Here is a 23,550-nt window from a genome sequence, read left to right as displayed (position 1 = left end):
GTGATGTTTAACTAATTTTATGCAATTTGGACCCAGAGCCCAGTTTACTTTTTTCTACCAATCTTGACGCCAATTTAATTATTGGTTTCGTCGGAATATTTGTTTTGTTATTTCTTTCAGCAATCGTTTCTGGTGCTGAAGTTGCTCTTTTTTCTTTGTCACAGCAAGATATCGACAATTCTTTAAACGATAATCCTGCAAAAGGAAAAATTATTTCAAATTTATTAGATAAGCCTAAAAAACTTCTAGCAACTTTATTGGTTGCAAATAACTTCTTCAATATCGGAGTAGTGATCCTATTTGCGTATATAGGACAAAATATTTTTGCCAATGTAGGTTCGCCAGCTTTTAAATTTACGCTAGAAGTAATTCTGGTTACTTTCTTAATTTTATTATTTGGCGAAGTGCTTCCTAAGGTTTATGCAAGCAGAAATAGCGTTCGATTTGCCAAACGTGTCGCTTATCCGCTGGCATTTTTAGATAAAGTGCTTTCTCCGATCAGTTTGCCTATGCGTGCTGTTACGATATATTTTCAAAACAAATTAGGAAAGCAAAAAAGTAATTTTTCTGTCAATCAACTTTCTCAGGCATTGGAACTTACCGATTCGGAAGGGACTTCATCAGAAGAACAAAAAATTCTGGAAGGAATTGTTTCTTTTGGAAATACCGATACAAAGCAGGTAATGAGTCCAAGAATTGATATTTTTGCATTGGAAATATCAGAAACATTCGCAGAAATTTATCCTAAGATAATCGAAACAGGATTTTCAAGAATTCCAGTTTATCGAGATAATATCGATCAAATTGAAGGCGTACTTTTCGTAAAAGATTTATTGCCTCATATTGATAAAGAAGAATTTGATTGGACTTCTTTGATCAGAGAAGCGTTCTTTGTTCCCGAGAATAAAAAACTGGATAATCTATTGAAGGATTTTCAGAGTTTAAAAAGCCATTTGGCAATTGTGGTTGATGAATATGGCGGAACTTCCGGATTGGTTTCTTTAGAAGATGTTATCGAGGAAATTGTAGGTGATATTAGTGATGAATTTGATGATGAAAATCTGAACTTCTCGCAAATTGATGAAAATAATTTTCTTTTTGAAGGAAAAATAAACTTGAAAGATTTCTACAGAATTGTAGATGTTGATGAAGATGTTTTTGAGGCTCATAAGGGAGAAGCCGAAACATTGGCAGGATTTATTCTGGAGATTTTGGGTAATTTTCCGAAAAAAGATCAAAAAGTGCCTTTTGAAAACTGTATTTTCACCGTAGAAACAGTAGACAAAAAGCGTGTAAAACAAATAAAAGTAACCATAAATAAAAATGCTTAATAAAATACTTTCAATAACAGCAATTTTGCTTGCGCTAACGGTTATAAGCTGTAAAAATGATGTTCTGCCTAAACCAGCGAGTTATCTGCGATTAGATTATCCAGAAGCAAAATATGTGAATTTTGAAAACACTTGTCCGTTTACTTTTCAAATGAATGAAGATGCTATTATAAAAGGGGAAAAAGAATGCGGTTTCGCCATTACCTATCCAAAGATGAAAGCGACCATTTATTTGACGTACAAGCCAGTAAATGGCAATATTGACAAATTACTGCGAGATGCCCAAAAACTGACTTACGAGCACGTTATTAAAGCCGACGATATTCTGGAACAGCCATATTTAAACCCACAGAAAAAGGTTTACGGAATGTTTTATCAAGTAGACGGAAATGCAGCGACAAATTCTCAGTTTTATGTGACTGACAGTACAAAACACTTTTTAATCGGTTCAATGTACTTTTACGCAAAACCAAACTTTGATTCGATTATGCCTGCTGCGAGTTATGTTAAAAACGATATGCAGCGTTTGATGGAAACGTTGAAGTGGAAATAAAAAAGAGGTCATTGACCTCTTTTTTGTGTATAATACAGAAATTGATTTTAATCATTTTATATTTTAAGAAATATAAGTTGCAATGCTTTTTTTATATCAAGAAATTAGTATTTAATTTATTGTTTTGGAAAAGTTAGATAGCATTTTTTACATATGAGCGAATTATTATTTTTGATATTTAGATTTGTCAATAATTCATTTGTCATGGGACAAAATTCCCAATTAAAATTTTCATCAACTGATCTGTCAATATCAAACCAATAGAAGACATAAATATTTTGTGAGTTAAGTTTTTCATTGAGTTTTGGAAGAATATCGATGATCTGAGAGTTTAGGCTAAAATTGACGTCATATATATTTTCGTTTTCACCAGCCAGCCATTTTAAATATTCTTTATGAAACTCTTTTTGCCATATCCTGTAATCTATGAATTTTTCTAAATATTTATACAGTATATTGTCTAATGGGACTGATTTTTCATCTCTCATATTCCATATTATTTCTTCTTTATTGGCCCACATTATTTTATATAATGTTTTATTTGCTAAATCTTCCATCAGTTAATAGTTTTTTTGCAGTTTGATAGTTTTTCTTGCCAGCCGCGGCGCCAGCTTTAATTTCTTCCCATGTTGATTCTAATAATTCCTCGGGAAAAACCTCTCTTACAGAACCCTTTCGATATTGTGTAATTATTTCGTTAGCTGTTTTTCCAGTATATTTACTGTCTAAATTTCCTCCTCCTTTTCCTCCAGGTGAATGCCCTGTTTTAGCAAAATGATCATTAATATCATTAATATCTTTAGCAGTATTAATTCCGCCTAATACTATAACGGAGGAACCGTGCGTTATTATCCCAACTCCTGCAGCGGATCCTGCAAGAGACAGTCCACCTGAAACAGGTACTAAAACAGCTCCGCCAGCAGCCATGACTCCACCAATAGCTACTTCACCTGCTCCCCATACCATAGAGGTAATATCACCTGCTAATTGTCCATAGATGTAATTTATCCTAGTGTTCGCATTACTCCATCGATCAGCGTTAAATCTTCCGGAACCAAGTATCATGTTTGAGCCTAATGCATTACCAAAACCAGAAATAGAAGCAATAAATTTCTCGCTGTAATTCACTATAAAATTTTTTGCTTTTCCAGAGAAAACAATAACTTCATCTAGTTTAACAGGCTCTGGACAACAATCAGATGTGAAGCCTCCATCTAAATCTATTAACCCAATGGGATTGTTGCCCATACCTAAATATGGACTGTCATATTGCCCATAAGGATCAGTTGATAGCCATCTTCCAATTCTTCCATCCCAAAGACGCAGCTGAAAAGCTTCCATTCCTGTTTCCTGATCTAATTCTTGTCCTTGAAATGCATAACGATAATTACTCAATGCATTACGAGAAGGTAATTGTTCTCCAAAAGGATAATAGTCAGCAAACGATTTAATTGCAGGAAGGCCACTTTCTTTTTCGATAACAGCTCTAACGTTTCCTAAATGATCTTTGATTTCATAGCTGGCAATCCCATTTGCTTTTTTGTAGATTCCTAGACGGTCTAATCCGTATATAGGTAATTCTACTTGTGTTATGCTTCCGCCATTAGGTAAATTATATACGGCTACAGTATTTCCAGATAAATCTAACTGATAGAAAGTAGTACTTTGTAAAGAGGAATTGCTACTATTATAACTTTCTTTTTTTACACGTTGGCCTCTTTCATTGTAAAAGAACTTCACTAAAGTATTAGCACCTTTTTTTACTTCTGTTACTAGTCCTTGTGTATTGTAAAAGTAATATAAATTCTCCGAAACATTTTGTATTAATTGACCAATAACATCATAAACATAATTTCCTGGTGATTGATTTTCTATGTCATTAACATCTGTTGTTACAGCTGCATTTTCGGTTATACTGTTTAGTTGGTTTTTTCCTGAATTAGTATAGTTGTAGGTCAGCTTGTCTACAATAGTTCCTGCTTCATTAGTCCTTTGCAGACTTTGAATATTTCCATTCGGATCGTAAGTTAGGCCTCCTTCTGCTAAACCAGCAATTGTACTAATAGCTGCAGTGCTTGAATTTGTATTTCCAAAAGTGGCACCAGTTAACCAGTTATTACGGTTATAATTGTACAAATACCCTTTTTGATTAGCGCTACTTCCACTATAATCTCCAGGAACACCTTTATTTGACCAACGTGCAGCCTTTATATTTCCGTTGTAATCAGAGCCTGCCGATGGAGAAGAAGTAATGTTTCGGCCAGTACGCAAATAATCACCATTATAATAGTCAAGTGTTAAACCAAAAACATCATTAGCATCTCCTCCTGGATCCTTAGAAGATTCTAAACTTGGGTGATTAATACTTTTTAATTGTCCTCCAAGAGTATAAACATAATCTAATCCTTGCGTTCCCTGAGCAATATTTACTCTCTTTAATTCACCAGTTTTATAATAACTATAATCTGCATGGGTTGTAAAGTTTGTATTGTCTGTTGATGTTTCTACTTTGGTTAATACATCATTTACATTATAGGTATATCTATGTGCAAATAATTCAGCAGCTTTATCTTTTTGAAATAAAACTTTTTTTATGTTTCCTTTGTAATCATATTCGTAATGAATGGTTTTCGCCCCAATTCCTTCATTGTATTGTACAATCCATTCTGCTCTTCCGTATAAGTCATAGCTGTACCAAGTAATAGAAGTAATGGCTGATCCTGGTTTAGTAAAAGTAACCGCAACATTTCCAGATAAATTATTCTGAGTATAATTGGTGCTACTTATTCCTGCGTTTGCTAATACACCGGCTAACGTTAAGTTGTTTGGTGTTGTAGGTAATGCTACAGAGGTTGCATTGTTTTCTGGATAATCATAAATAGTAAAAACTTGTTCAGAACGTGTTCCTGCAATTAAATCACCATCAGGATTCGTTGATGCAATAGACCAAATCCCACTGTTTCCTGTCATAACACCGCTTTCTTTTGGCCTCCCTAGCTCATCATAATCTGTATAAGAAACCTTAGAATCAGTTTGTAGGGCACTTTGTGAATATCGTATCTGTCCGTCATTTCTATATGCAAATTTACTAATTCCTTCGTCTGGATTCGATACTTCGATCAGTTGGTTTAAGCCATTGTATTTATAAGTTGTTGCAAAATTTGCAGAAGTCATATGGCTTGGGCTAGCTACTATGGTGGTGTTGCTGCTATAGCCATTTGGCTGTATTACTTTTATTAGCTGACCAGTTTTATTATAGACATTTACAGCATAATCATAATAGTTTACATTATAGGTTATTCCTAATGCTCCAGAGTCATAGGTTGGCTGTCCGCCAGCAATATATGTTTTAGGATCTGATGCTGGAGGTGTAAGAGCTTCAATTCTGTATGCATTTCCGCCAGTTAGGCCAGAAGTGATTAAACCTGTTTTTAAATCATATATTTTATATAAACCAGCGCCTCCAATTAAAGATATTCCTGATGTAATTCCTGAAGGAATATGAACATCAATATAACCTTGCGTGCCTATAAGTGAGACTACAGGATAAGCAGTTGAACCGCCTGATCTTGCTGTCGCTAACAATTTACCTTCTCCATCGGTAAAAGCTACATTTTCATTGCCATTTGCATCTACACTTACAGATTTATAAAACTTTGTAATGACTTCTTCTCTTCCTCCAGAAATGGCTCCCTCATAATAGTCCGATCCGTATACATAGTACATTTCTTGTGCGGCAGGAACAGTATAAGCATATCCAGTTTTCCATTCGCCATTTATTTTGTTTCCTCCAACAACGTTAATTACATTTCCAGGATTTAAAGAATCATAATTCGTTTGAGCAAAAGGATGTGTTGCCGTAGCTTGATATGGTTCGTCTGTATTATTGTCACTGTAATAATTTGCCAGACTTGGATTTGCTGAAACATCAGGCAGATTTGCTGCTGTAACTACAAAACTGCTTCCTGCTGAAGCAGTAACAATAAAATTATTGCTGTTGCTTAGTGTTATGGATGGTGCAGTAAGGATTACATTTAAACCCGAACTTACAGTTCCTGTAGCAGTGATTGACTGTGAAGCTTTATAAGTTCCGCTTGCTGTAATATTGTTTAATGAAAGAGTTGGTGGTGACGAAGAAGAGGCTACTTCACTACTGCTTTTTAAAAAGTTAGTTTTTCCAAAAGTATTCAGTGGAGAAGGAGCAATAAAAGAAGTTTTATCTACCCTTCCAAAATCATCATAAGTTGTTTCTGTACCCCATATCTTGTTTGTTACATAATCCTTAGATAAACTAACATCAGATTTTCCTAAATCATCAAAGTAAGCTCTTGAAGCTCCAGTTAGGTTTCCCTTTGTATCATATGAAATCTGATGAATCCAGTGAGCAGTATTGTCGCTTCCTTGATTTAAATAATCTCCAGCAGGTTTGGTGCAACTAATTATTGGCGAACCGTCCAAATCAGATCCAATTCCGTCTCCGTTAGTGTCTAAATACCATTTTGTATGGGGGTTGATGTCTTTATTATTATCATTACAATCCAGATTATTATCAACATAATCTGGCGGTGGATTGCAACCATATGATGGATAATTTGGGTCTCCAAATCCATCATGGTCTTTGTCGTAATACCATACATAATAGGTTACATTTGGGTTATTATCATCGCAATCATTGTTATTGCTGACCCATTTTACAGACGGTCTTGTGCAAGCCATTTGAGAGTAATTGGGATCTCCCGCTCCATCACCGTCATTGTCGTAAAACCATCCGAACTTTTCATATTCTTCACAATCTGGGTCTGTGGGCTCAATGATTCGTTGAGCTGTGGCTGGTTTTGAGGTTTCTTGAGAATAGGCAATAGTAAAATTAAAAAAACCGATTATGTACAGTAATATGTATAAGTATCTTTTCATAACTTGATTAATTTAAATATCTATTGTTGTATGTATTTGTTTTTGATAGTTTAAAACCTCCCGTGACTTGATTTGCTGCATCATCAAGTACTTCAGAGTACGTTTTTATTAATCTTCCTGCATTATCATATTCAAATCTAGTTGCCAAACCATTGTTTCCAATAATATGAGTTAGTTCATCCCATTCGTTATAAACATAACCAGTAATAGAAGACGAAATGGGACGGATCATTAGGTCATCAAAATAAACTATAGAAGTATCGGCTGATGTTAAATAAATGCTGTATACTCCCGAAGTTGCATTAACATAACCAACTTTTAAGACCCAATTTCCTGCTGGATAAGATTCTGAAAAATCTACTATAGTTCCGTTATTATTTATTCTGGCTTTTGAAGCGTTTGATTTTTCAACCCAAACAGATACTTTATATCTGCCAGCTCTGTGCTGACCACTTTTCATTGCTACTCCAAATTGAGAATTTGATGCTACTGCTATCGATTTTTTACCAGTATGAGAATAAGTTGTGTTAAAAGAAGCATTATTCATTATCACTTCTGGTTCAATGAAATTAGCGTAACCAGCTATTAATGAACTCTCACCACCCGCAAAGAACATTTCATTATATCCGGCATTTCCAACAGCAGTTATTTTGGTGTTATTATCGCCCATTTTGGTTGACACATAATTACCATTAATATCTTTTGTTTCAAGTGGCGCAGAAAAATGATCATATAAGGTTATTTCTGAGACTTGTTTCCATTGTGAAGGCTGACCCACACCAATAGTCCAATCAAAGTTATCGTCCTTACTTCCAGTTGTAGAATTATAATTGGTAAAAATGCCATTGATATCTTTGACACCATTCCATACATAAGTTTTATGTATTCTCCATATTTTTTGATCAGCAGGAGCTGTGACTGGAATATTTACTGAAGTTCCTGCCATGTCTTGGTAAGTCCAGATATTGCTCCAGGTTGTAATCCCTACACCGGTTTCTTTCCATGTTCCGTTGTCCTTAATATACGAATAATTAACCGCTGTCTGTGTTAGCATATTTTTATAGGTAGGGTTGTCAACTTTTGATCCCATTTCAGCATACTCATTCTTAAAATAAGCTGGAACAATTTTTGTTTTGAACGATTTACCGTCACTTGAGACAGTTCTTGTTTCGATAACCTGTCCGGTTAGGGGGTCAAATTGGTCAAAATAAGTTGTATTAGTATACCCACCTTGCATAGTTGTAGTACTTTGTAGATTAGTATCAATATTGGTAATAGAACTCACACTGTAAAAATTTTTATAAGTACTTGATACACTATTATTATTGTAGAAATTTTCTTGGATTACCTTCCCACAAAAATTGGATTGTTGAGATTGTCCCAATGAGAAATAATCTGTTATAGTCTCATAATTATTCTTTGATTGTTGTAAAATTTGATCTTTTGCATTTGAGACTTTAATTTCTTCAATTCTGCCTAGTGATTGCAAGTTATTTTTTACTGCCACATTTTTTAAAAATACATTTGTTGATGGATTTTCTTTTGAGGAACTTATTTGTAACAAATCACCGAAAGAAATTAAATTATTAGATTCACTAATTTCTTCAAGGACTTTAAATTTATATTGCTTTTTTATATCATTACTGGATTCCGTTACATATTCATAAGTTACGATAGGTCCAGGTAACAAAGAGATATAAGGTGCTTGTTGATTCACCATATAATTAGGTTCAGGATAATATGGAATTATACCTGAAGTTTTTCCAGTAATAGGATTGTTATAATTGTAATTTGTGCTGTATGTTTTTCCAGCATTGTCGTTTACTGTGATTTGTTTTACACGGATGCCGCTGTTATTATTAGGTGTAATTTTATTTCCAACAACGGTATGCCTCATCGAATATTGTCGATGTCCTGAACTACCATCCCATGCCAGTTCAAATCGTGGTAAATTTGAATTAGTAACTCCTGAATATTCATTTGAAGCATATAATGCTGAAACAGGTTCTGCTGAATGTTTAAAGACATCTCTGAAAGCAGGACTTGAAGCCATAACATCTACTATCATATAATTAAGAGATGAATTTAACTCAACTATTGTTGCATTTGCTTTGTCAATATTTACCGATGCTCTGTCATAACCGGCACTTGCATGATTGTACATTACTGAATACCACATATCCATAAAAAATGGTTTTGCAGCATCAAAATAATCCGCCAATCGTATTCCTGTAGCTGTTGGATCCTGATTATCTATTTCTATTTTTATTCTAGTGATTCCTTTAGGGGCATTTTGCATAGAAGTTACATCTTCACCCGCTCCTCTTGGAGGATCCGAAAGAAATGTAAACTTAAGTTTGCTCGTAAAAACTTTACCATTTTTAATAGCAACTTTGCCATAAGAATCTGGCTCATAAGTAATATTAATATTACCACCAGTCGGAGTAGTTATTTTATTTAAACTCCAAGCCTGAGGGATATTTTCATAATAACCAAAATCATTTTTTTTGGATAAATTATAACTATAATTGTATCCATAATCAAATTTAATAGGTGGAATTATGCCAATACCTTGTTTTCCTTTGAAATTTACGCTCTTTAACGTTAATTTACCGGTTGAAGAATTTGTTGCTCCATTAGCTAAAGTGTAATCATGATTGAAGTCAATAACTTTAAGAGCTTTATTTTCAAGATTTAATCCTGTAATATCATTCGTGTCAAATACATTGCTACTAAGATTAACACTATATTGTCTTAGATAATAATCTACTTCAACCCAAGATTCAGAGTACCAGCTCTTTGTTTCTGCTCCTATCGAATAATTATAAGTTTTAACGCTTGTTAAAGGTGTACCTCTATTTTTATTAAGAGTGTTGGCAACTTCGTTTTTTAACAATATTATTTTTTCTAATTTAAGAAGTGGATTCGAAGATACATTCATATAATTGGTCGAAGAGGTGCGATAATGATACATGTTTTTGTAAATCATTGCATTGCTTGCGTTATCTTCTCGGAGGTTTTTTATAAAAAGAGCAGTATGCGAGCGTGTCTTAATTTTGTCCAAATAGTAAATTTGCTTTCTTCCCCAGCTGTATTCTTTTACTTTATTAAACATATCGACAGGTTTAGATGGTGTTCTCCAGATATAACCATCAGACCATTTGCCATAATCAAAGCGAACCCAGTACCCGTAATCACCTTCATCTGGATATTTTCTATTTACATCGCTTTTTATATAATCTGGACCAGTAATGGCTGTCAATAACCAGTGGGTTGCATAAGGATTAACATGCATACGATCCATATGGGCCTTATCCTCGGTTTTATCACCAGCAATACCGTATAATCTTCGAACTTGTTCAGCTTGATAGACGCCTAAAGAATAATGGTAGGTTTTTCCATCAATAGAAGTTATTTTAAAACCACCAATTCCTGAGTCAAAATTACTATTAAATTTTTCTGATGTTGTATTGGCATATCCAATAGAGTTTAAATTTCTCGGAAAATTATTTTCAACATCTAAAAAACCTTTACTTGCTGCAACTCCTGAATTAATTTCAGCAATAGTAAAATATTCTATATATTGACCATCTCGTTTTCTGTTTTGAGTTTCATTGTAAGAATTTGCTTTGTAAATTAAGGTTTGATCTTGGCTATATGAATATCCATTAGGGATAGGACTAGGAGCAAGGGTATTTGTTAGTTGTACTCCTTGCCCCTCTGTATAAGATATTTTTGAAGGAAGAACATTTAGATAAGAATTAGCAGTATTGCAAAAATTGAATTGAATCGGCTTTATGGTTACTGACTTATTTAAATTAGATAAACTCGAATGATCATAATAAGCATACATATCGTAATTAACTTTCGAATCTACCCGAATTCCTGTAAATGGAATTACACGAGTATTATTTAAAATCATTGGAGCTATAGCACCGCTTAAGCCCTGTGAAGTTACATTATAATTGTCTAAGTTAGAGAAAATACCATTGTTACTGTTTGTGTAGGAGCTTTTCGAATTTTGTTCAAAAATAGCTTCAGTGTCTACTTCAAATGTGTCATTCAGGCGAACTGTATTAACTTTAACATTGAGATTTATTGATAAGAAATCGGTTGAATATGATGTATCAGGATCGTAGTGATAAAAGGCTCCGTCAATTGTATTACTGCCAACAGATAATAACTCCCAGGTTGTTGTGTTTTTACCAAAAGAAAAATAGCCATAAGGAGAGACTAAAGCAAAACTAACCTCTTTATTTGAAACATTATAGTCAGTTGCCTTAATCGAATTATTAAAAGCTATTGAAGCACTTGTCCCAAAACTTTGTATGCGACTATTTATACTCATTCCCGCAGAAGATAAACTAATTCCTATTCCGCTGGAAATTCCTTTTCCAGTTTTTTGTGAAATGCCTAAACTTCCATTGATTCCAGTTTGCCCATAACCAATTCCTAAACTTACAGAAGAATCACTACCTTTTGCTCCGATATCAACTCCTACACCAAAAGATCCATTAAATCCTACTGATGCGCTAACTCCAATTTGATCATTAAAACCAATCCCTACTGAGGCGCCATCAGTACCGATACTTCCATAAACCCCTCCCACACTAGCGCTGATACTTCCCCCAAGAGATCTGTTTGATCCCCATGAAACCCCGACACCCACAGACCATTCTCCAGGGACCCCATATCCTATAGAAACAGCTGATGAAGATGCACTTCCTCCTTCATCATAAGCATATTCTCTTACTAGACCGTCTTTCCAATCATCTGGATATCCATTAACATTTCGATTGATGGTTCCTGGGTTTAAAACCCAGCCCAAACCTACCCATGAAGCCTCTTGATCTACAGCAATACCTGCATGGTAGGATAATGCAATAGGATATCCTCCTTCTGGTGATGGCACATTTAACAAAGGGACTACATAAGTCATGTCTCCAGTAAGCAAGCTTACCATGTCTGTAGCATCTACAGGTTCAAAGCCAGATGCTTCGGGAGCATTCGGGCCTTGTGCGTAAAGATTTGGGATTGTGGTTAGGTTACAAATAAAAAAGAGTAATAAAAATGAAAAAAAATTATAGTTTTGGGTTAATTTATTCATAATATCAGAGTTGATTTTTATTGTATGGGGTTATTTGAGTTGTTTTTTAGATAATTGCAAAACAATTAGAATACTAATTGAGGTTCGTTTATTAAGGCTTTGGTATTTAATTTGAATTTAATATCTCCAGTTTCAAGTCCTAAATCTTCTATAACAAAATTTAGATACTCTTGGTTTAAATATTTTTCATCACGAGGATATACTATCATTATTGAAGTTGAGTTACTCATGCCATACATTCTTGGGTACATGAAGTCGGCTAAGGCTAAGGTGTCTTTGGATGGGGTGTAAACATGTAGTTTCTCCTCCATGCCAAAAGCTAATTCGTTTACCATTTGTCCGAATTTGGCTTTGTCTTGAGCAACACCGTTTAATAATTCCTGATCGTTTTTGGACATAGAGAGATTGAAATACATGTATTTATTGTATTGTCTTCTTAATTTCTCTATCTGAGCAGGGTTAGGTTTGTCTCCTAATTCTTGTTTTACAAGCAAATCAGTTGGTCTGTATTGTAAAACATAGTCAACATCGGCTACATTTTTTTTGTAAACGTAACCATTGTCTTCATCTTGTATATAACTGTTCATTTCCTCTTGCGTATCAAATTTTTTGTTGCAAGAGGAAATAAGTAGTGCTATAAGAAATAGTAAAAGTCTATTTTTTATCATATTCAGCATTAAGACCTTTTAATACTTCTTCTGTTAAGTCAGTTGAGTCATCGGCATACATGATGTTTCCTCCACCACTCGCACCGAATATGATTTTGTAGTTATGTTCTTTTCCGTATTCTTTGATATAATCGTTTATATCGTTAATTACGGTTTGAGTTACTTTTTTGTCTTCTTCTTGAATTTTTTTCTGAATAGCTTCTTGGTAACCATTAATTTGCTGCTGTTTGTTAGATAGCAACTCTTGTTTTAATTTCAACTCCTTCGGAGATAAGGTAGTTCTTTCTTTTTCGTAAGCTTTTAATTCGTTTTGCCAATTACTGATCAAAGAATCTACATTGGCTTTCATTAAAGCAGCTTTTTTATCAAATTCAGCTTTAGCAATTTTTGTTTTACTGTAGCCAGTAATCAATTTGTTAACATCTACATAAACTAATTCTGAACTTGATTTTGCAAAATAAATTGCTAGAATGCTTAAAAATACTGCAAAACCTGCAGCGTACAATGGTAATTTTTTCATTTTTGGTTCTTGGGATAATTTTAACAAAACTAATTAAATGTTTGTTAATTTAATAAGTTATTTATTGTTATTTGGTTAATTTTTGTAATCAATTGATATCTTGCTGTTTATGTTAAATTGCAGAGATTTTTAAATCCCAACTATATTTTGTCGCAAATATTAATTATTAAAATTATATTTCATTACGGGAAACCACATTCGATCACTTTTTTTTGAAAATAAAAGCGCAATAAAAAAGGCACTCATATTTGAGCGCCTTTTGAAGTTTGTTAATTTAAAATTTAAGACTTAAAATTCGAAACCTTATATGTTTTTCCGTCTCCAGTTTCTTGAACCACTTTAGTTAAAGATTCTGGATTTTGAATTGTTTTGTCGAAACTTACCGTTGCTGTTTTTTTGTCAAAATCAACTGTTGCTTTTTCAACTCCGTCAAGATTTGCTAATTCTTCTTCGATAGTTTTAGCGCATCCAACTGCACACGTCATACCGTCAATTGTAAAGCTTGCAGTTTGAAGATTTTCAGCTGCGATTGGTTTGTGTTCTTTTGGAGCACTTTTTTCTTTATTTACAACTTCAAGACTTTTGTCTTCTGCTTTTTTACAGCCAACGAACACTAAACCGGCGATTGCTGCAGCGAATAAGATTTTTGAAATTTTCATTATATATTAAATTTTAGATTGCTAATTACTTGTTTGCAAAATTAATAAAAAGAGAGAGGTCAGTTCGTAAAATAATTACAAATTTGCAGTAAAATGCAATTTATGGAAACAAAACAGTTAAAGTGGATTTACTTAGCGATTCTTTCTCTTATTTGGGGAAGCTCTTTTATTCTGATAAAAAAAGGATTGGTTGGTTTAACCGCTGTTCAAGTTGGATCGTTCCGTATTATTTTTGCTGCTTTGTTTTTGCTGATTGTAGGGTTTAATAGTCTAAAAAAGATTTCACGCCGTCAATGGAAATTTGTTGCCATAACTTCGCTTTTCGGAACTTTTATGCCAGCGTATCTTTTTGCTATTGCAGAAACTCAGGTAAATAGTTCTATTGTGGCGATTTTAAATTCGCTAACGCCTTTAAATACTTTGGTTTTAGGAATTATAGCATTTGGAATTCAATTTCAAAAACGACAAGTTTTGGGCGTTTTTGTTGGACTTTTAGGATGTCTGCTTTTGGTTTTAAGTGGAGATTCTGCAAGTGGAACTCAAAATTATTTCTATGTCTTACTAGTGGTTATAGCAACGCTTAGTTATGCTATCAATGTAAATCTGATTAAAAAATATCTGCACGATTTAAATTCTGTAAGTATCACAACAGGAAATTTTGCGGTTTTGCTTTTGCCTGCATTAATCATTTTAAGCACAACCGATATCAGCCAGAAAATACATTTTGCAGAAACGCAGCATTCTATACTTTTTGTGGCAATTTTGGGCGTTTTAGGAACAGGAATCGCGAATATTCTGTTCTTTAAGCTGATTCAAATGTCATCGCCAGTTTTTGCAACATCAGTAACGTATTTGATTCCGATAGTTGCTTTTTTCTGGGGATTGTTAGATAATGAATTCCTGACGCCAATTCAGTCTGTTGGTGCTTTTATTATTTTGATTGGGGTTTATCTGTCGGCTAAGAAGTGATTTTTGAATTATAAATTATAAATTATGAGTTATAAGTGGATTGGCTTCGACTCCACTCAGCCTGACAAACATGATGAAATAAAAAAGCTTTGTCAAAGTTTCAAACTTTGACAAAGCATTAAAATCTTAGCATCTTAGTACCTTAGCGTCTTATAAAAAATCTTTCTCAGAAACTCCTTCGTTAATCTTGATATCAGACATTTTAATATCCAATTCAAAGCCAACATTTTGAACTAAGTTAAAAGGAACTTTAACGCCTTTTACTTCTTTGTAATCGTTGAAATTAGTGATTTGTTCAACTGATTTTCCGCCTTGTTCGCGAACTTTAGATTCAGCTGTTTTTAATCCTGATTTAACGTCGTAATAATATTTTGTTTTGCCGTCTTTAATGACATAGGCATCGCTTCCGTTAATTGGTTCAATTCCTTCTACTTTTAGATCGGTTCTTTTTACAAGCTGCAATTCTTCAAAAGGAGCTGCATTGGCTTTCATTTCAGCTAAATCTTCGCCTTCAAGGTTTTTTCTTTGCCCTTGCTGTTCAACGTAAGCGCCTTTTTCGTTAACTACCTGTTTCATTAAATTCATCGTTCCCATAGAAAGCGAAACCATCATTTTTCCTTTTGAATCTAATTTAGATGTAAAAGTTAATGGAGTAGGGGCTTGCGGAATCGTTGTGGAACCATTCATATATAATGTTTTTACAGCTGTAACTGCTTGTTCTCCACCAATAGCTTTAATATAGTTTTCAAAAACTGTTTTTGCGCTAATATCTTTTGGTGCCTCTTTTTTTGCTGATGGTTTTTCAACAGGATTTCCGTATTTATCGAAATAAGAAATCGGAATCTGCAATTTTTCTAAACCAGGAATGACATCTGTACCTTTTCCAACAATAACAATTCGCATATTATCCAATAAAAAGTATTTGTTGGCAACGCGATAAATATCGTCAGCAGTAACATTGTTGATGGTTTGAATATATTTTTCGTAGAAATCAGCAGGAAGTTTTTCTGTTTCAATATTTAAGGCATAACGTGCAACAGCCTGAGGTTTTTCAACCTGCATTACAAATCTTCCAATATAACCTGCTTTTACGTTTCTTAAAACTTCTGGATCAACTCTTTCGGTTCTAATTCTTTTGATTTCTTTTACAAACTGAACAACTGCACTATCTGTAACTGTATTTCTAACAGCCGAAGATGCTTTGAATTTAGTTACATATTTTCCGCTTCCAATACTTGAATTTGCACCGTAAGTCCATGCGTGCTGCTCGCGAAGATTCATGTTTAAATAACTATTAAAATCACCTCCAAGAATCTGATTTGCAATAACAGCAGGGAAAAAATCTGGATCGCTCATTCTTAAATTTACAGTGTTTACCAATGAAATTTCAGATTGAACTGCATTAGGAACGTCAACAAAATCTATTTGTAAGTTTGAGACATTTGTCGGATTTGGGTAAGTGTTTTTTGGTGCAGCTTGTTTTTTCCATCCGCTGAAAAGTTTTTCAACAGCTGTTTTTACATCTTTAAATTTTACATCACCAATAACGACCAAATAAGCATTTTCTGGAACAAAATAAGTGTTGTAATTGTTTTGAACATCTGCAAGCGTAACATTTTTAACCGTTTCTTCAGAAAGGTATTCTCCTGCAGGATGATTTTTTCCAAAAGCTAAAACATCAACTACTCTATTTGAAATGGCAGGAACGCTTTTTTCGTCAGCTTTTAAACCTTCTAAAAGTTTTGCTTTTTCTTTGTCAAATTCTGTCTGAGTGAAATTTGGCTGTAAGGCTCCTTCTGCCAAAAGTTCTAAAACACGTCCCGAATATTTTGATAATGTACTTGCATAAGCACCTTGAGAAGTGAAATTGATATTAGCTCCGTAAAAATCAATTTCTTCGTTAAAAGCTTCTTTAGTTGTTTTTTTGGTTCCGTTTCCGATTAAGCTGCTAGTTAATTCATCAACCCCTTTTTTATTTCCTTCAGTAAATGGAGCATTATCTAAAGTAAGTGTATAGCTCACTCTTGGCAATTTGTGGTTTTCAACAACCAAAACTTTCATACCGTTTGCTAAAACAAAGGTCTGGGGTTTTTTGATGTTGACTACTGGGGCATTTCCTGGTTTGGGTTGTGGACGATCTTGTGCTTGCATAATTCCAGTTAGGAAAATAAGGATTAAAAAAGTATGTATTTTTTTCATGATTCGATATTCTTAGTTTTGAGATTTGGCTGCTGGAATATAATCTAAAATCAAACGCTGATTCGGGTTCAAATACTTCTTGGCAACTTCTCTAATTTCTTCTCTTGTAATCGAGTGATAGATGTCGATTTCGGTATTGATCAAATTAACGTCGCCATAAAGTAAATAATACGAAGCAAGATTTTCTGCAATTCCTTCCACGCTTGAATTGGCGTTTACATAATTGTTATCGAATTTGTTCTGTAATTTTTGATAATCTTTTTCAGAAATAAGATCGGTTTGGATTTTTACAATTTCCTCATCCATTTCTTTTAAAATATCATTAATGGTGTAGGGAGCCATCGGCAGGCCGTAAAGAATGTATGTTCCGTAATCTTCTTGGCTAAATCCTACTGCGCCAATCTGTAGCGCCATTTTTTTATCGTCAACTATTTTCTTGTATAGTTTAGAGCTTTTTCCGTCACTCAAATAAGAAGAAATTAAGTCTAATACTCTAGCGTCTCTAGTTTTCATTGAAGGCGTTCTGTATGAAGCCACAATCATCGGAATCTGAATGTTCGGATCTTCGTAAGTAGCCTTAATGGTTTGTGTAATTGGCTCTTCAGTAAAAGTTTGCTTTTTAACTTCTTCACCTCTTGGAATTGGTCCGAAATATTTCTGAATCCATTCTTTTGTTTTTGTTTTTTCGAAATCTCCGGCAACCACTAAAACGGCATTGTTTGGTGTGTAGAATTTTTTATTAAAAGCCTGAAATTCTTCCAGAGTTGCCGCGTCCAAGTCTTTCATTGAACCGATAGTCGTCCATCTATAAGGGTGATTTTTGAACATGTTTTTCTTAACCTCTGCCAGAATATTTCCATAAGGCTGATTGTCGTAACGCATTCTTTTTTCCTCTTTTACAACTTCATTTTGTGTATCTACGCCAACTTTGTTGATGATAGGATGCATTAATCTTTCAGATTCCATCCATAAGCCAAGCTCTAAGCTGTTAGAGGGAAAAACTTCATAATAATACGTTCTATCGTCAGAAGTGTTAGCATTGTTAACTCCACCATTTGCGGTAACGATTTTCATCCATTCCCCGCGTTTTATATTCTTAGTTCCTTCAAATAATAAATGCTCAAAGAAGTGTGCAAAACCTGTTCGGTCGGGACGTTCGTCTTTTGATCCAACATGGTACATTACCGAGGTGATAACAACAGGAGCAGACGGATCATTGTGTAAAATGACATGCAGTCCATTGTCTAAATCGTATTCTTCAAAAGCTACTTTTTGGGCATGAGCCACTCCGCCAAGCATTAATGCTGCACTTAACATCATTATTGATTTTTTCATAAAGATTAATAATTTTAAAATATCAACAATAGTAGGTAGACAAGAGTTGATTTTAGTTACATCAAAAATAGTTTTTTTTAGTTATGTATTGCAGAATTGTTTTCAAATAAATGCTATTTTAACAATCTTTTACTTTAAATTAATTTTGTTTTCTGTGCGGAACTGCTTGAAAAACAAGGATTTTTTAGCAGAAAATATTTTTGCTTTTATGGGTTGCATAGTAAATTATTAGTTGTATATTTGCAACCTTAAAATTCAATAAATCAATTTGATATGTATGCAATCGTAGAGATAGCAGGGCAACAATTTAAAGTAAGCAAAGACTTAAAGGTTTATGTTCACCGTTTAGCTAACGAAGAAGGTTCAAAAGTTTCTTTTGACAAAGTTCTTTTGTTAGATGACAATGGAAATGTAACTTTAGGCGCCCCAGCTATAGAAGGTGCTTCAGTAGAAGCTAAAGTGTTACAACACTTAAAAGGAGATAAAGTTATCGTTTTCAAAAAGAAAAGAAGAAAAGGGTACAAAAAAAGAAATGGTCACAGACAATATCTTACTCAAATTGTAATTGAAGGTATTACTGCAGCAGGAGGAACAAAAAAAGCAGCAGCTAAAAAAGCAGTTGTAGCAGAAGATGCAGCAGCTACTGAAGAAGTAGAAGCAGCTCCAAAAGCAAAAAAAGCAGCTCCAAAAGCAAAAAAAGAGACTACTAAAGAATAATAACAATATTTAAACTCATACGTCATGGCTCACAAGAAAGGTGTCGGTAGTTCGAAGAATGGTAGAGAATCAGAATCAAAACGTCTAGGCGTTAAGATTTATGGTGGTCAAGCTGCTATTGCTGGAAACATCATCGTTAGACAAAGAGGTTCAAAACACAATCCAGGTGAAAACGTTTACATCAGTAAAGATCACACTTTACATGCTAAAGTTGATGGAGTTGTTAAGTTCCAAAAGAAAAGAGATAACAAATCTTATGTATCTATTATCCCATTCGAGGCATAATAATCATAGATTACTTTTTATAAAAAACCCGTTCTGAAAAGATCGGGTTTTTTATTTTTAACACATTGTGATTTAGTAAAAAACTTACATTTGTAAAATTGGGGATAATTGGATATCTTCAAACTCTTTAAATGTTATAAGTTGAAAAAAATATTCTTATTTGCCCTTTTGTTCTGTATAAGCACTTACGGTAAAGTTGTATCAGATAGTGTTGCTATTCATTTGAGTGTTTTAAGCAATAAGCAGAAAAATGTTCTGTATGAATTTGAAGTTCTAAAAAAGAATGGTTTCAATACAGATAAGTTTTGGAATGCGCATAAAAATGAACTTCCTGATTTAAGTAATAATCTAAGAGATGAGCTAGCAAAAGAGATTTTTCTAAATTCAGATATTGTTTATACTCCGCAAAAAGATTCTGCTGTTCAATTGTGGATGCAGACGCAATTGCTAACCAATTGGATGTTTTATCTTGCTGCATTTATAGCTATTTGTGCTGTTATTGCTTTGTTTAAAAAATATTGGAGTCTACTAATTCGATTTTTGGTGAATCATTTGGCTCCTATAGTAAGGATTTTGTTTTCACCGGTTTTACTGACTCTTGAATTGCTTTTAATTGGAGCAGCTTGTGTAATTTATGGCTGTATTGTTGAAGAATTTGTATTGCGAACCGTAATTATACATCTAGGCTTGTTTTTATTATGGAGCCAGTCTACGGCCTTATTTACAAAAGAATATTGGATTAAAAGATATGTTTACGAAATAGAAAATAACTTTTGGGGCAAAGATTCTTGGGAAACCATAAAAACGATATGTTTTCCGGCTTTTATAGTTACAATTGCACTTTTATATGTGCTGTATAAAGTTCCTGCCGATATTTTTTATAATTACGAAGTAGTTTTGTCTGGAATTGCTGCGGTTTATGCTTTGCCTTTCTGGCGTTCCTTAGAAAAATATATTTATCCTGTTTTATTTCCCTTTTATGAAGAAGATGATAGAGACAGAAGCGTTAATTCTCTTGCGGCTTGCACTGTTGTTGCGGTTATTGTCACGATAGTATTGGCACTGCAAGAAAATCTTATTTTTTATAATATTATCTCGGCTCTAATTGGTTTATTGACTTTGTCATTTTTAATTTTATCATTAAAAATGAATCATAAATACAGTTTTAGAAACTATTATTTTATACAATTAGTCACGCTTCTGTTTTTTAGCGCCGTTTTTATGTACGGTTTTTATCTTCACTTAAACGAAGTGATCTGGTTTACAATTATAGGATCAACTTTGCTTATAATACTAAAGTACATGGAAGCTTTTTCTTTTTTCTCAGATTGGAAAAGGGGAAGAGGCTGGGCCTGGAAACTTCTTGGTTTAGCTTTACTATTGTGGCTGATGGGTAAAGGGATTTTGTTTGTTTCAAAGCAAATATTTGCAGTTTAGTTATCTGTAAAAGAAAAACCTTTGTCAAAGTTTTAAACTTGACAAAGGCTATAAAGATTTTTCGTGTGATTGGAATTTGGAATTTAAAACATTTATTCCTCAGTATCCTTAGTTTCTTCCAGATCTTCTGTTTTCTTGCCCACTTTTACTTTCGGATTATCTTGAGTTCCGGTAACCGTTAATGGAATTCCGAAAATGCCAAAAGGAGGCAATCCTAAGCGCATTTTTAAGTTCAGTTTTCCGTCTAGGCTTGTTGTGCCTTCAATTCTTGGTCTAAAGCCTGCAAACTTAAATTTAAAGCGGTCTACCGTTATAATATTGTTCTTAACCGTTGTTTTAATGTCCACTTTAGAAAGATCGGGATTTTTCATCGATTCAGAATTGGTTTGCTTGCTTACGGCATTAAACATTTTCAAACCTCTGACTTTTACATCTTTTACAGAAAGAGTGCCGCCACCAATAAGAGAAGGATAAACAGGATCCATATTTCCGTTTAAACGGCCTTTAAGCTGGTAATCTAATGAAACAATTCCTTGCGCTTTTTCTGCGGCACTTGCCATTTTTCTGAAAACTTCGATTTCATTATACGCTCGTTTTATATCAAAATCGGTTGCTTTTATAGCGTAATCAAAATTGGCTTTTTGTGGCGTTACAGCTTGATAATTGGCATTCATAGAAACGTTGCATCCAATTAAATTAAAGCCAGTATTCTGCATGGTCAATTTGCCATTTTTCATAGTTAGATTTCCAGTTGCATTTTGAAGATTTAATTTGTCAAAATATACTTTTTGAGCATTGGCAATCAACTGTAAGTTTAAATTGGTTGGAATAATGATAACGCCAGTCTGAGTGTTTTCAGATGGTTTTGCTTCTTTCTTAGGAGCAGAAGTCTGTGTTACAGATGTATTTGGACCTACGCTCGACATGAATTCGTCAACATTGATATATCGAGAAGTAACTTTAAAAGAACCTTTTAAAACGCCTGTATTAGTCATTACGTAATTGAAAACGTTCTGTAAATATCCATTCAATTTAAAATCAGATTGCCCGTATGCAGCAAGGAAATTATTGAAAGACATTTTATCCTGATTGATTTTAAAAATTCCTTCTTTGATAATAAATTTCTTTGGGAGGTATTCAGAAGCAATTCCGATATTTCTTAATTCGAGCGTTCCTTTATTGTTTAATTTGCTGTAATTGCCTTTTTCAGCATCACTTTGTTTTCCTTTTAAAGATACGTCGGCTTTTACAAAACCATCTAAATCAAGACCTTTCTGAGAGAAAACTTTGTAAATTCGGCTGATATCCAATTCGCCTTTGGCTTTTACATCATAAGTCAAATCGTCAAAATTGCTTAAGTCGGCCTGTACAAAAACAGGTTTGCCTTCAAAAGTAAATTGAGTTGGCGTTAAGTTTACTTTTAAATCGGCAAATGTTCCTTTCTGGTTTTCTATTTTCGATTTAATTGTAATATTGGTAATAGGATTTGGATAATATGGCGTTTTTAAATATCCATTGTCCAAATTAAGAACTCCATTTGTAACAGGAAAACGTTTGTTTTTTTGATCAAAGATTCCGTTTGCTTTTACATCGCCTGCCAAAGTTCCTTTTAATTCGATATCAGGAATCCCAAGTGCCTTGATTAATTTCTCAAGATCAATTTTAGCTTTAAAATCAGCATTAATATCTGGCGTGTTTACGCCTTTAATCAAGAATTTCGATTTTAAATAATCCTGATTGATGTTTAGCGATAAGTTTTTTGCGTCAACAATTACTAAATCTGGGTTTAGAGAAGGGACAGTTGTTTTGATGTCTAAATTCAAATGTGAAATTGGAAATGCGCTTTTGTTATAATTGACAAAACCGTCAGTTACTTTTACATCCAAATCTAAATCCGGCGCAATGTTTTCAGAAGTAATATATTTTCCTTTTAAGGTCAAAAGCAGATCTGTATTGCCTTTTAAATCTGTTTTAGAAAGCCATGTAATGTATTTTGGAGGCAATGCTGTAAAGACGTCATAAAGTTTGCTGTTATTGGATTTAATAACGAAATCCATATTGTAGCCGTCCTTTAAAATATCGAATTTTCCTTTAAAATCGACCAACAGCTGGTTGATTTTAAGGTTGTTTTGCTGGAAAAAGAAAGAAAGCGAGTTGATATTTACTTTTGTAATTAAGTCAGCATCAATCTTTTTGTTCATTAAATATGGTTCGTCTTCGTAGACGATATTTAATTTTTCGATGTTCGCTTTAGAATATAAATCGAAAACAGCTTTGTTTAAATCTCCTTTTCCTAAATAGTTAAATCCGTATGCGTCAAAATGGACTTTAGTCGATTTATCATCATAAACAATTTTACTGTTTAAAATTTCGATTCGTTCTAGTTTTAGCGCTGTATCACTGCTGTCTTTAGCTTTAGAAGCTTGTTCTTGTGATTTGTAGATGTTGTAATTCGCTTCTCCTTCCGGATTTACTTTTACGTTTATAAAAGAATCTGATAAATAAATCTGATCAATTTTTACCGATTTGCTGAAAATCAGGCTCGCTACATTTATTCCGAAAGAAACCTCTTTTGCGGTAATGAATTTTTCGTTGGTATACGGAGCCGAACCATTCAAACTTAAGTTGTCTAAGGTCAAGGTAAGTGATGGAAAATGGTGAAAAAATGACACCGAAACATCAGAATAATTCAATTCTGCACTTAACCTTTCGTTGGCAGTTTTCTTGATTTGTTCTTTAATCTGATCCTCAAAGACGATAGGCGTTAAAAATAATAATCCGATAATTACCGCAAAGGTTATTCCGGTATACTTCGCAATTTTAAAAACGATTGATCTGGATTTATTTTTCTGCATA

15 protein-coding genes are annotated in these 23,550 nt (G+C 33.7%); 6 read left to right on the top strand and 9 right to left on the bottom strand.

Going from position 1 to position 23,550, the window contains the following annotated elements; translation table 11 throughout:
- Positions 1–26 precede the first annotated feature (26 nt).
- The gene (locus BLP44_RS00610) at positions 27–1,331 is read left to right on the top strand and encodes a gliding motility-associated protein GldE (RefSeq protein WP_091128211.1); all 1,305 of its coding nucleotides are present in this window, start codon (positions 27–29) and stop codon (positions 1,329–1,331) included.
- A complete protein-coding gene (gene gldD / locus BLP44_RS00605) occupies positions 1,324–1,884 on the top strand; it encodes a gliding motility lipoprotein GldD (RefSeq protein WP_091128208.1) in 561 nt (186 codons plus the stop codon). Before BLP44_RS00610 ends, gldD begins: the two co-directional genes overlap by 8 nt.
- A gap of 116 nt (positions 1,885–2,000) precedes the next feature.
- Here gldD and BLP44_RS00600 read toward each other — a convergent pair whose 3' ends face one another.
- The 6 genes from BLP44_RS00600 to BLP44_RS00575 form a co-directional block, all read right to left on the bottom strand.
- Positions 2,001–2,441: a hypothetical protein gene (locus tag BLP44_RS00600; RefSeq protein ID WP_091128204.1), complete on the bottom strand. Its 441-nt coding sequence runs from the start codon at positions 2,439–2,441 to the stop codon at positions 2,001–2,003.
- Positions 2,422–6,798: an RHS repeat-associated core domain-containing protein gene (locus BLP44_RS00595; RefSeq protein ID WP_091128201.1), complete on the bottom strand. Its 4,377-nt coding sequence runs from the start codon at positions 6,796–6,798 to the stop codon at positions 2,422–2,424. Before BLP44_RS00595 ends, BLP44_RS00600 begins: the two co-directional genes overlap by 20 nt.
- Positions 6,799–6,805: 7 nt before the next feature.
- Positions 6,806–11,905: an RHS repeat domain-containing protein gene (locus BLP44_RS00590; protein ID WP_091128197.1), complete on the bottom strand. Its 5,100-nt coding sequence runs from the start codon at positions 11,903–11,905 to the stop codon at positions 6,806–6,808.
- A 65-nt stretch (positions 11,906–11,970) separates the two neighbouring features.
- The gene (locus BLP44_RS00585; RefSeq protein WP_244511644.1) at positions 11,971–12,492 is read right to left on the bottom strand and encodes a hypothetical protein; all 522 of its coding nucleotides are present in this window, start codon (positions 12,490–12,492) and stop codon (positions 11,971–11,973) included.
- A 67-nt stretch (positions 12,493–12,559) separates the two neighbouring features.
- Complete coding sequence (locus BLP44_RS00580; protein WP_091128189.1) at positions 12,560–13,093, bottom strand: OmpH/Skp family outer membrane protein; 534 nt, start codon at positions 13,091–13,093, stop codon at positions 12,560–12,562.
- 281 nt (positions 13,094–13,374) lie between these two features.
- Positions 13,375–13,752 carry a heavy-metal-associated domain-containing protein gene (locus BLP44_RS00575; RefSeq protein ID WP_008466652.1) on the bottom strand — a complete coding sequence of 126 codons (378 nt, stop codon included), beginning with the start codon at positions 13,750–13,752 and terminating at the stop codon, positions 13,375–13,377.
- A gap of 102 nt (positions 13,753–13,854) precedes the next feature.
- Here BLP44_RS00575 and BLP44_RS00570 point away from each other — a divergent pair, with 102 nt between their 5' ends.
- Entirely contained in the window at positions 13,855–14,721 is an 867-nt protein-coding gene (locus BLP44_RS00570) for a DMT family transporter (RefSeq protein ID WP_091128186.1), read from the top strand.
- Positions 14,722–14,871: 150 nt separating this feature from the next.
- Here the strand turns inward: BLP44_RS00570 and BLP44_RS00565 are convergent, their stop codons facing one another.
- Positions 14,872–16,920 carry a M16 family metallopeptidase gene (locus BLP44_RS00565; protein ID WP_170830202.1) on the bottom strand — a complete coding sequence of 683 codons (2,049 nt, stop codon included), beginning with the start codon at positions 16,918–16,920 and terminating at the stop codon, positions 14,872–14,874.
- A gap of 12 nt (positions 16,921–16,932) precedes the next feature.
- The gene (locus tag BLP44_RS00560; protein WP_091128179.1) at positions 16,933–18,255 is read right to left on the bottom strand and encodes a M16 family metallopeptidase; all 1,323 of its coding nucleotides are present in this window, start codon (positions 18,253–18,255) and stop codon (positions 16,933–16,935) included.
- 273 nt (positions 18,256–18,528) lie between these two features.
- Here BLP44_RS00560 and rplU point away from each other — a divergent pair, with 273 nt between their 5' ends.
- The 3 genes from rplU (at position 18,529) to BLP44_RS00545 (ending at position 20,694) form a co-directional block, all read left to right on the top strand.
- Positions 18,529–18,972: a 50S ribosomal protein L21 gene (gene rplU, locus BLP44_RS00555; RefSeq protein ID WP_008466656.1), complete on the top strand. Its 444-nt coding sequence runs from the start codon at positions 18,529–18,531 to the stop codon at positions 18,970–18,972.
- A 24-nt stretch (positions 18,973–18,996) separates the two neighbouring features.
- The gene (gene rpmA / locus BLP44_RS00550) at positions 18,997–19,257 is read left to right on the top strand and encodes a 50S ribosomal protein L27 (RefSeq protein ID WP_008466657.1); all 261 of its coding nucleotides are present in this window, start codon (positions 18,997–18,999) and stop codon (positions 19,255–19,257) included.
- 141 nt (positions 19,258–19,398) lie between these two features.
- Positions 19,399–20,694, top strand: coding sequence for a hypothetical protein (locus BLP44_RS00545; protein ID WP_244511643.1), 1,296 nt, complete (start codon positions 19,399–19,401; stop codon positions 20,692–20,694).
- Between the two features lie 92 nt (positions 20,695–20,786).
- Here the strand turns inward: BLP44_RS00545 and BLP44_RS00540 are convergent, their stop codons facing one another.
- A complete protein-coding gene (locus tag BLP44_RS00540; RefSeq protein ID WP_091128171.1) occupies positions 20,787–23,549 on the bottom strand; it encodes an AsmA family protein in 2,763 nt (920 codons plus the stop codon).
- Position 23,550: the final 1 nt, after the last annotated feature.

It is taken from the genome of Flavobacterium anhuiense (genome assembly GCF_900101855.1).
GTDB lineage: Bacteria > Bacteroidota > Bacteroidia > Flavobacteriales > Flavobacteriaceae > Flavobacterium > Flavobacterium anhuiense.
Note: the sequence above shows the minus strand (reverse complement) of the source record. Positions and strands in the feature narration are given on the sequence as shown.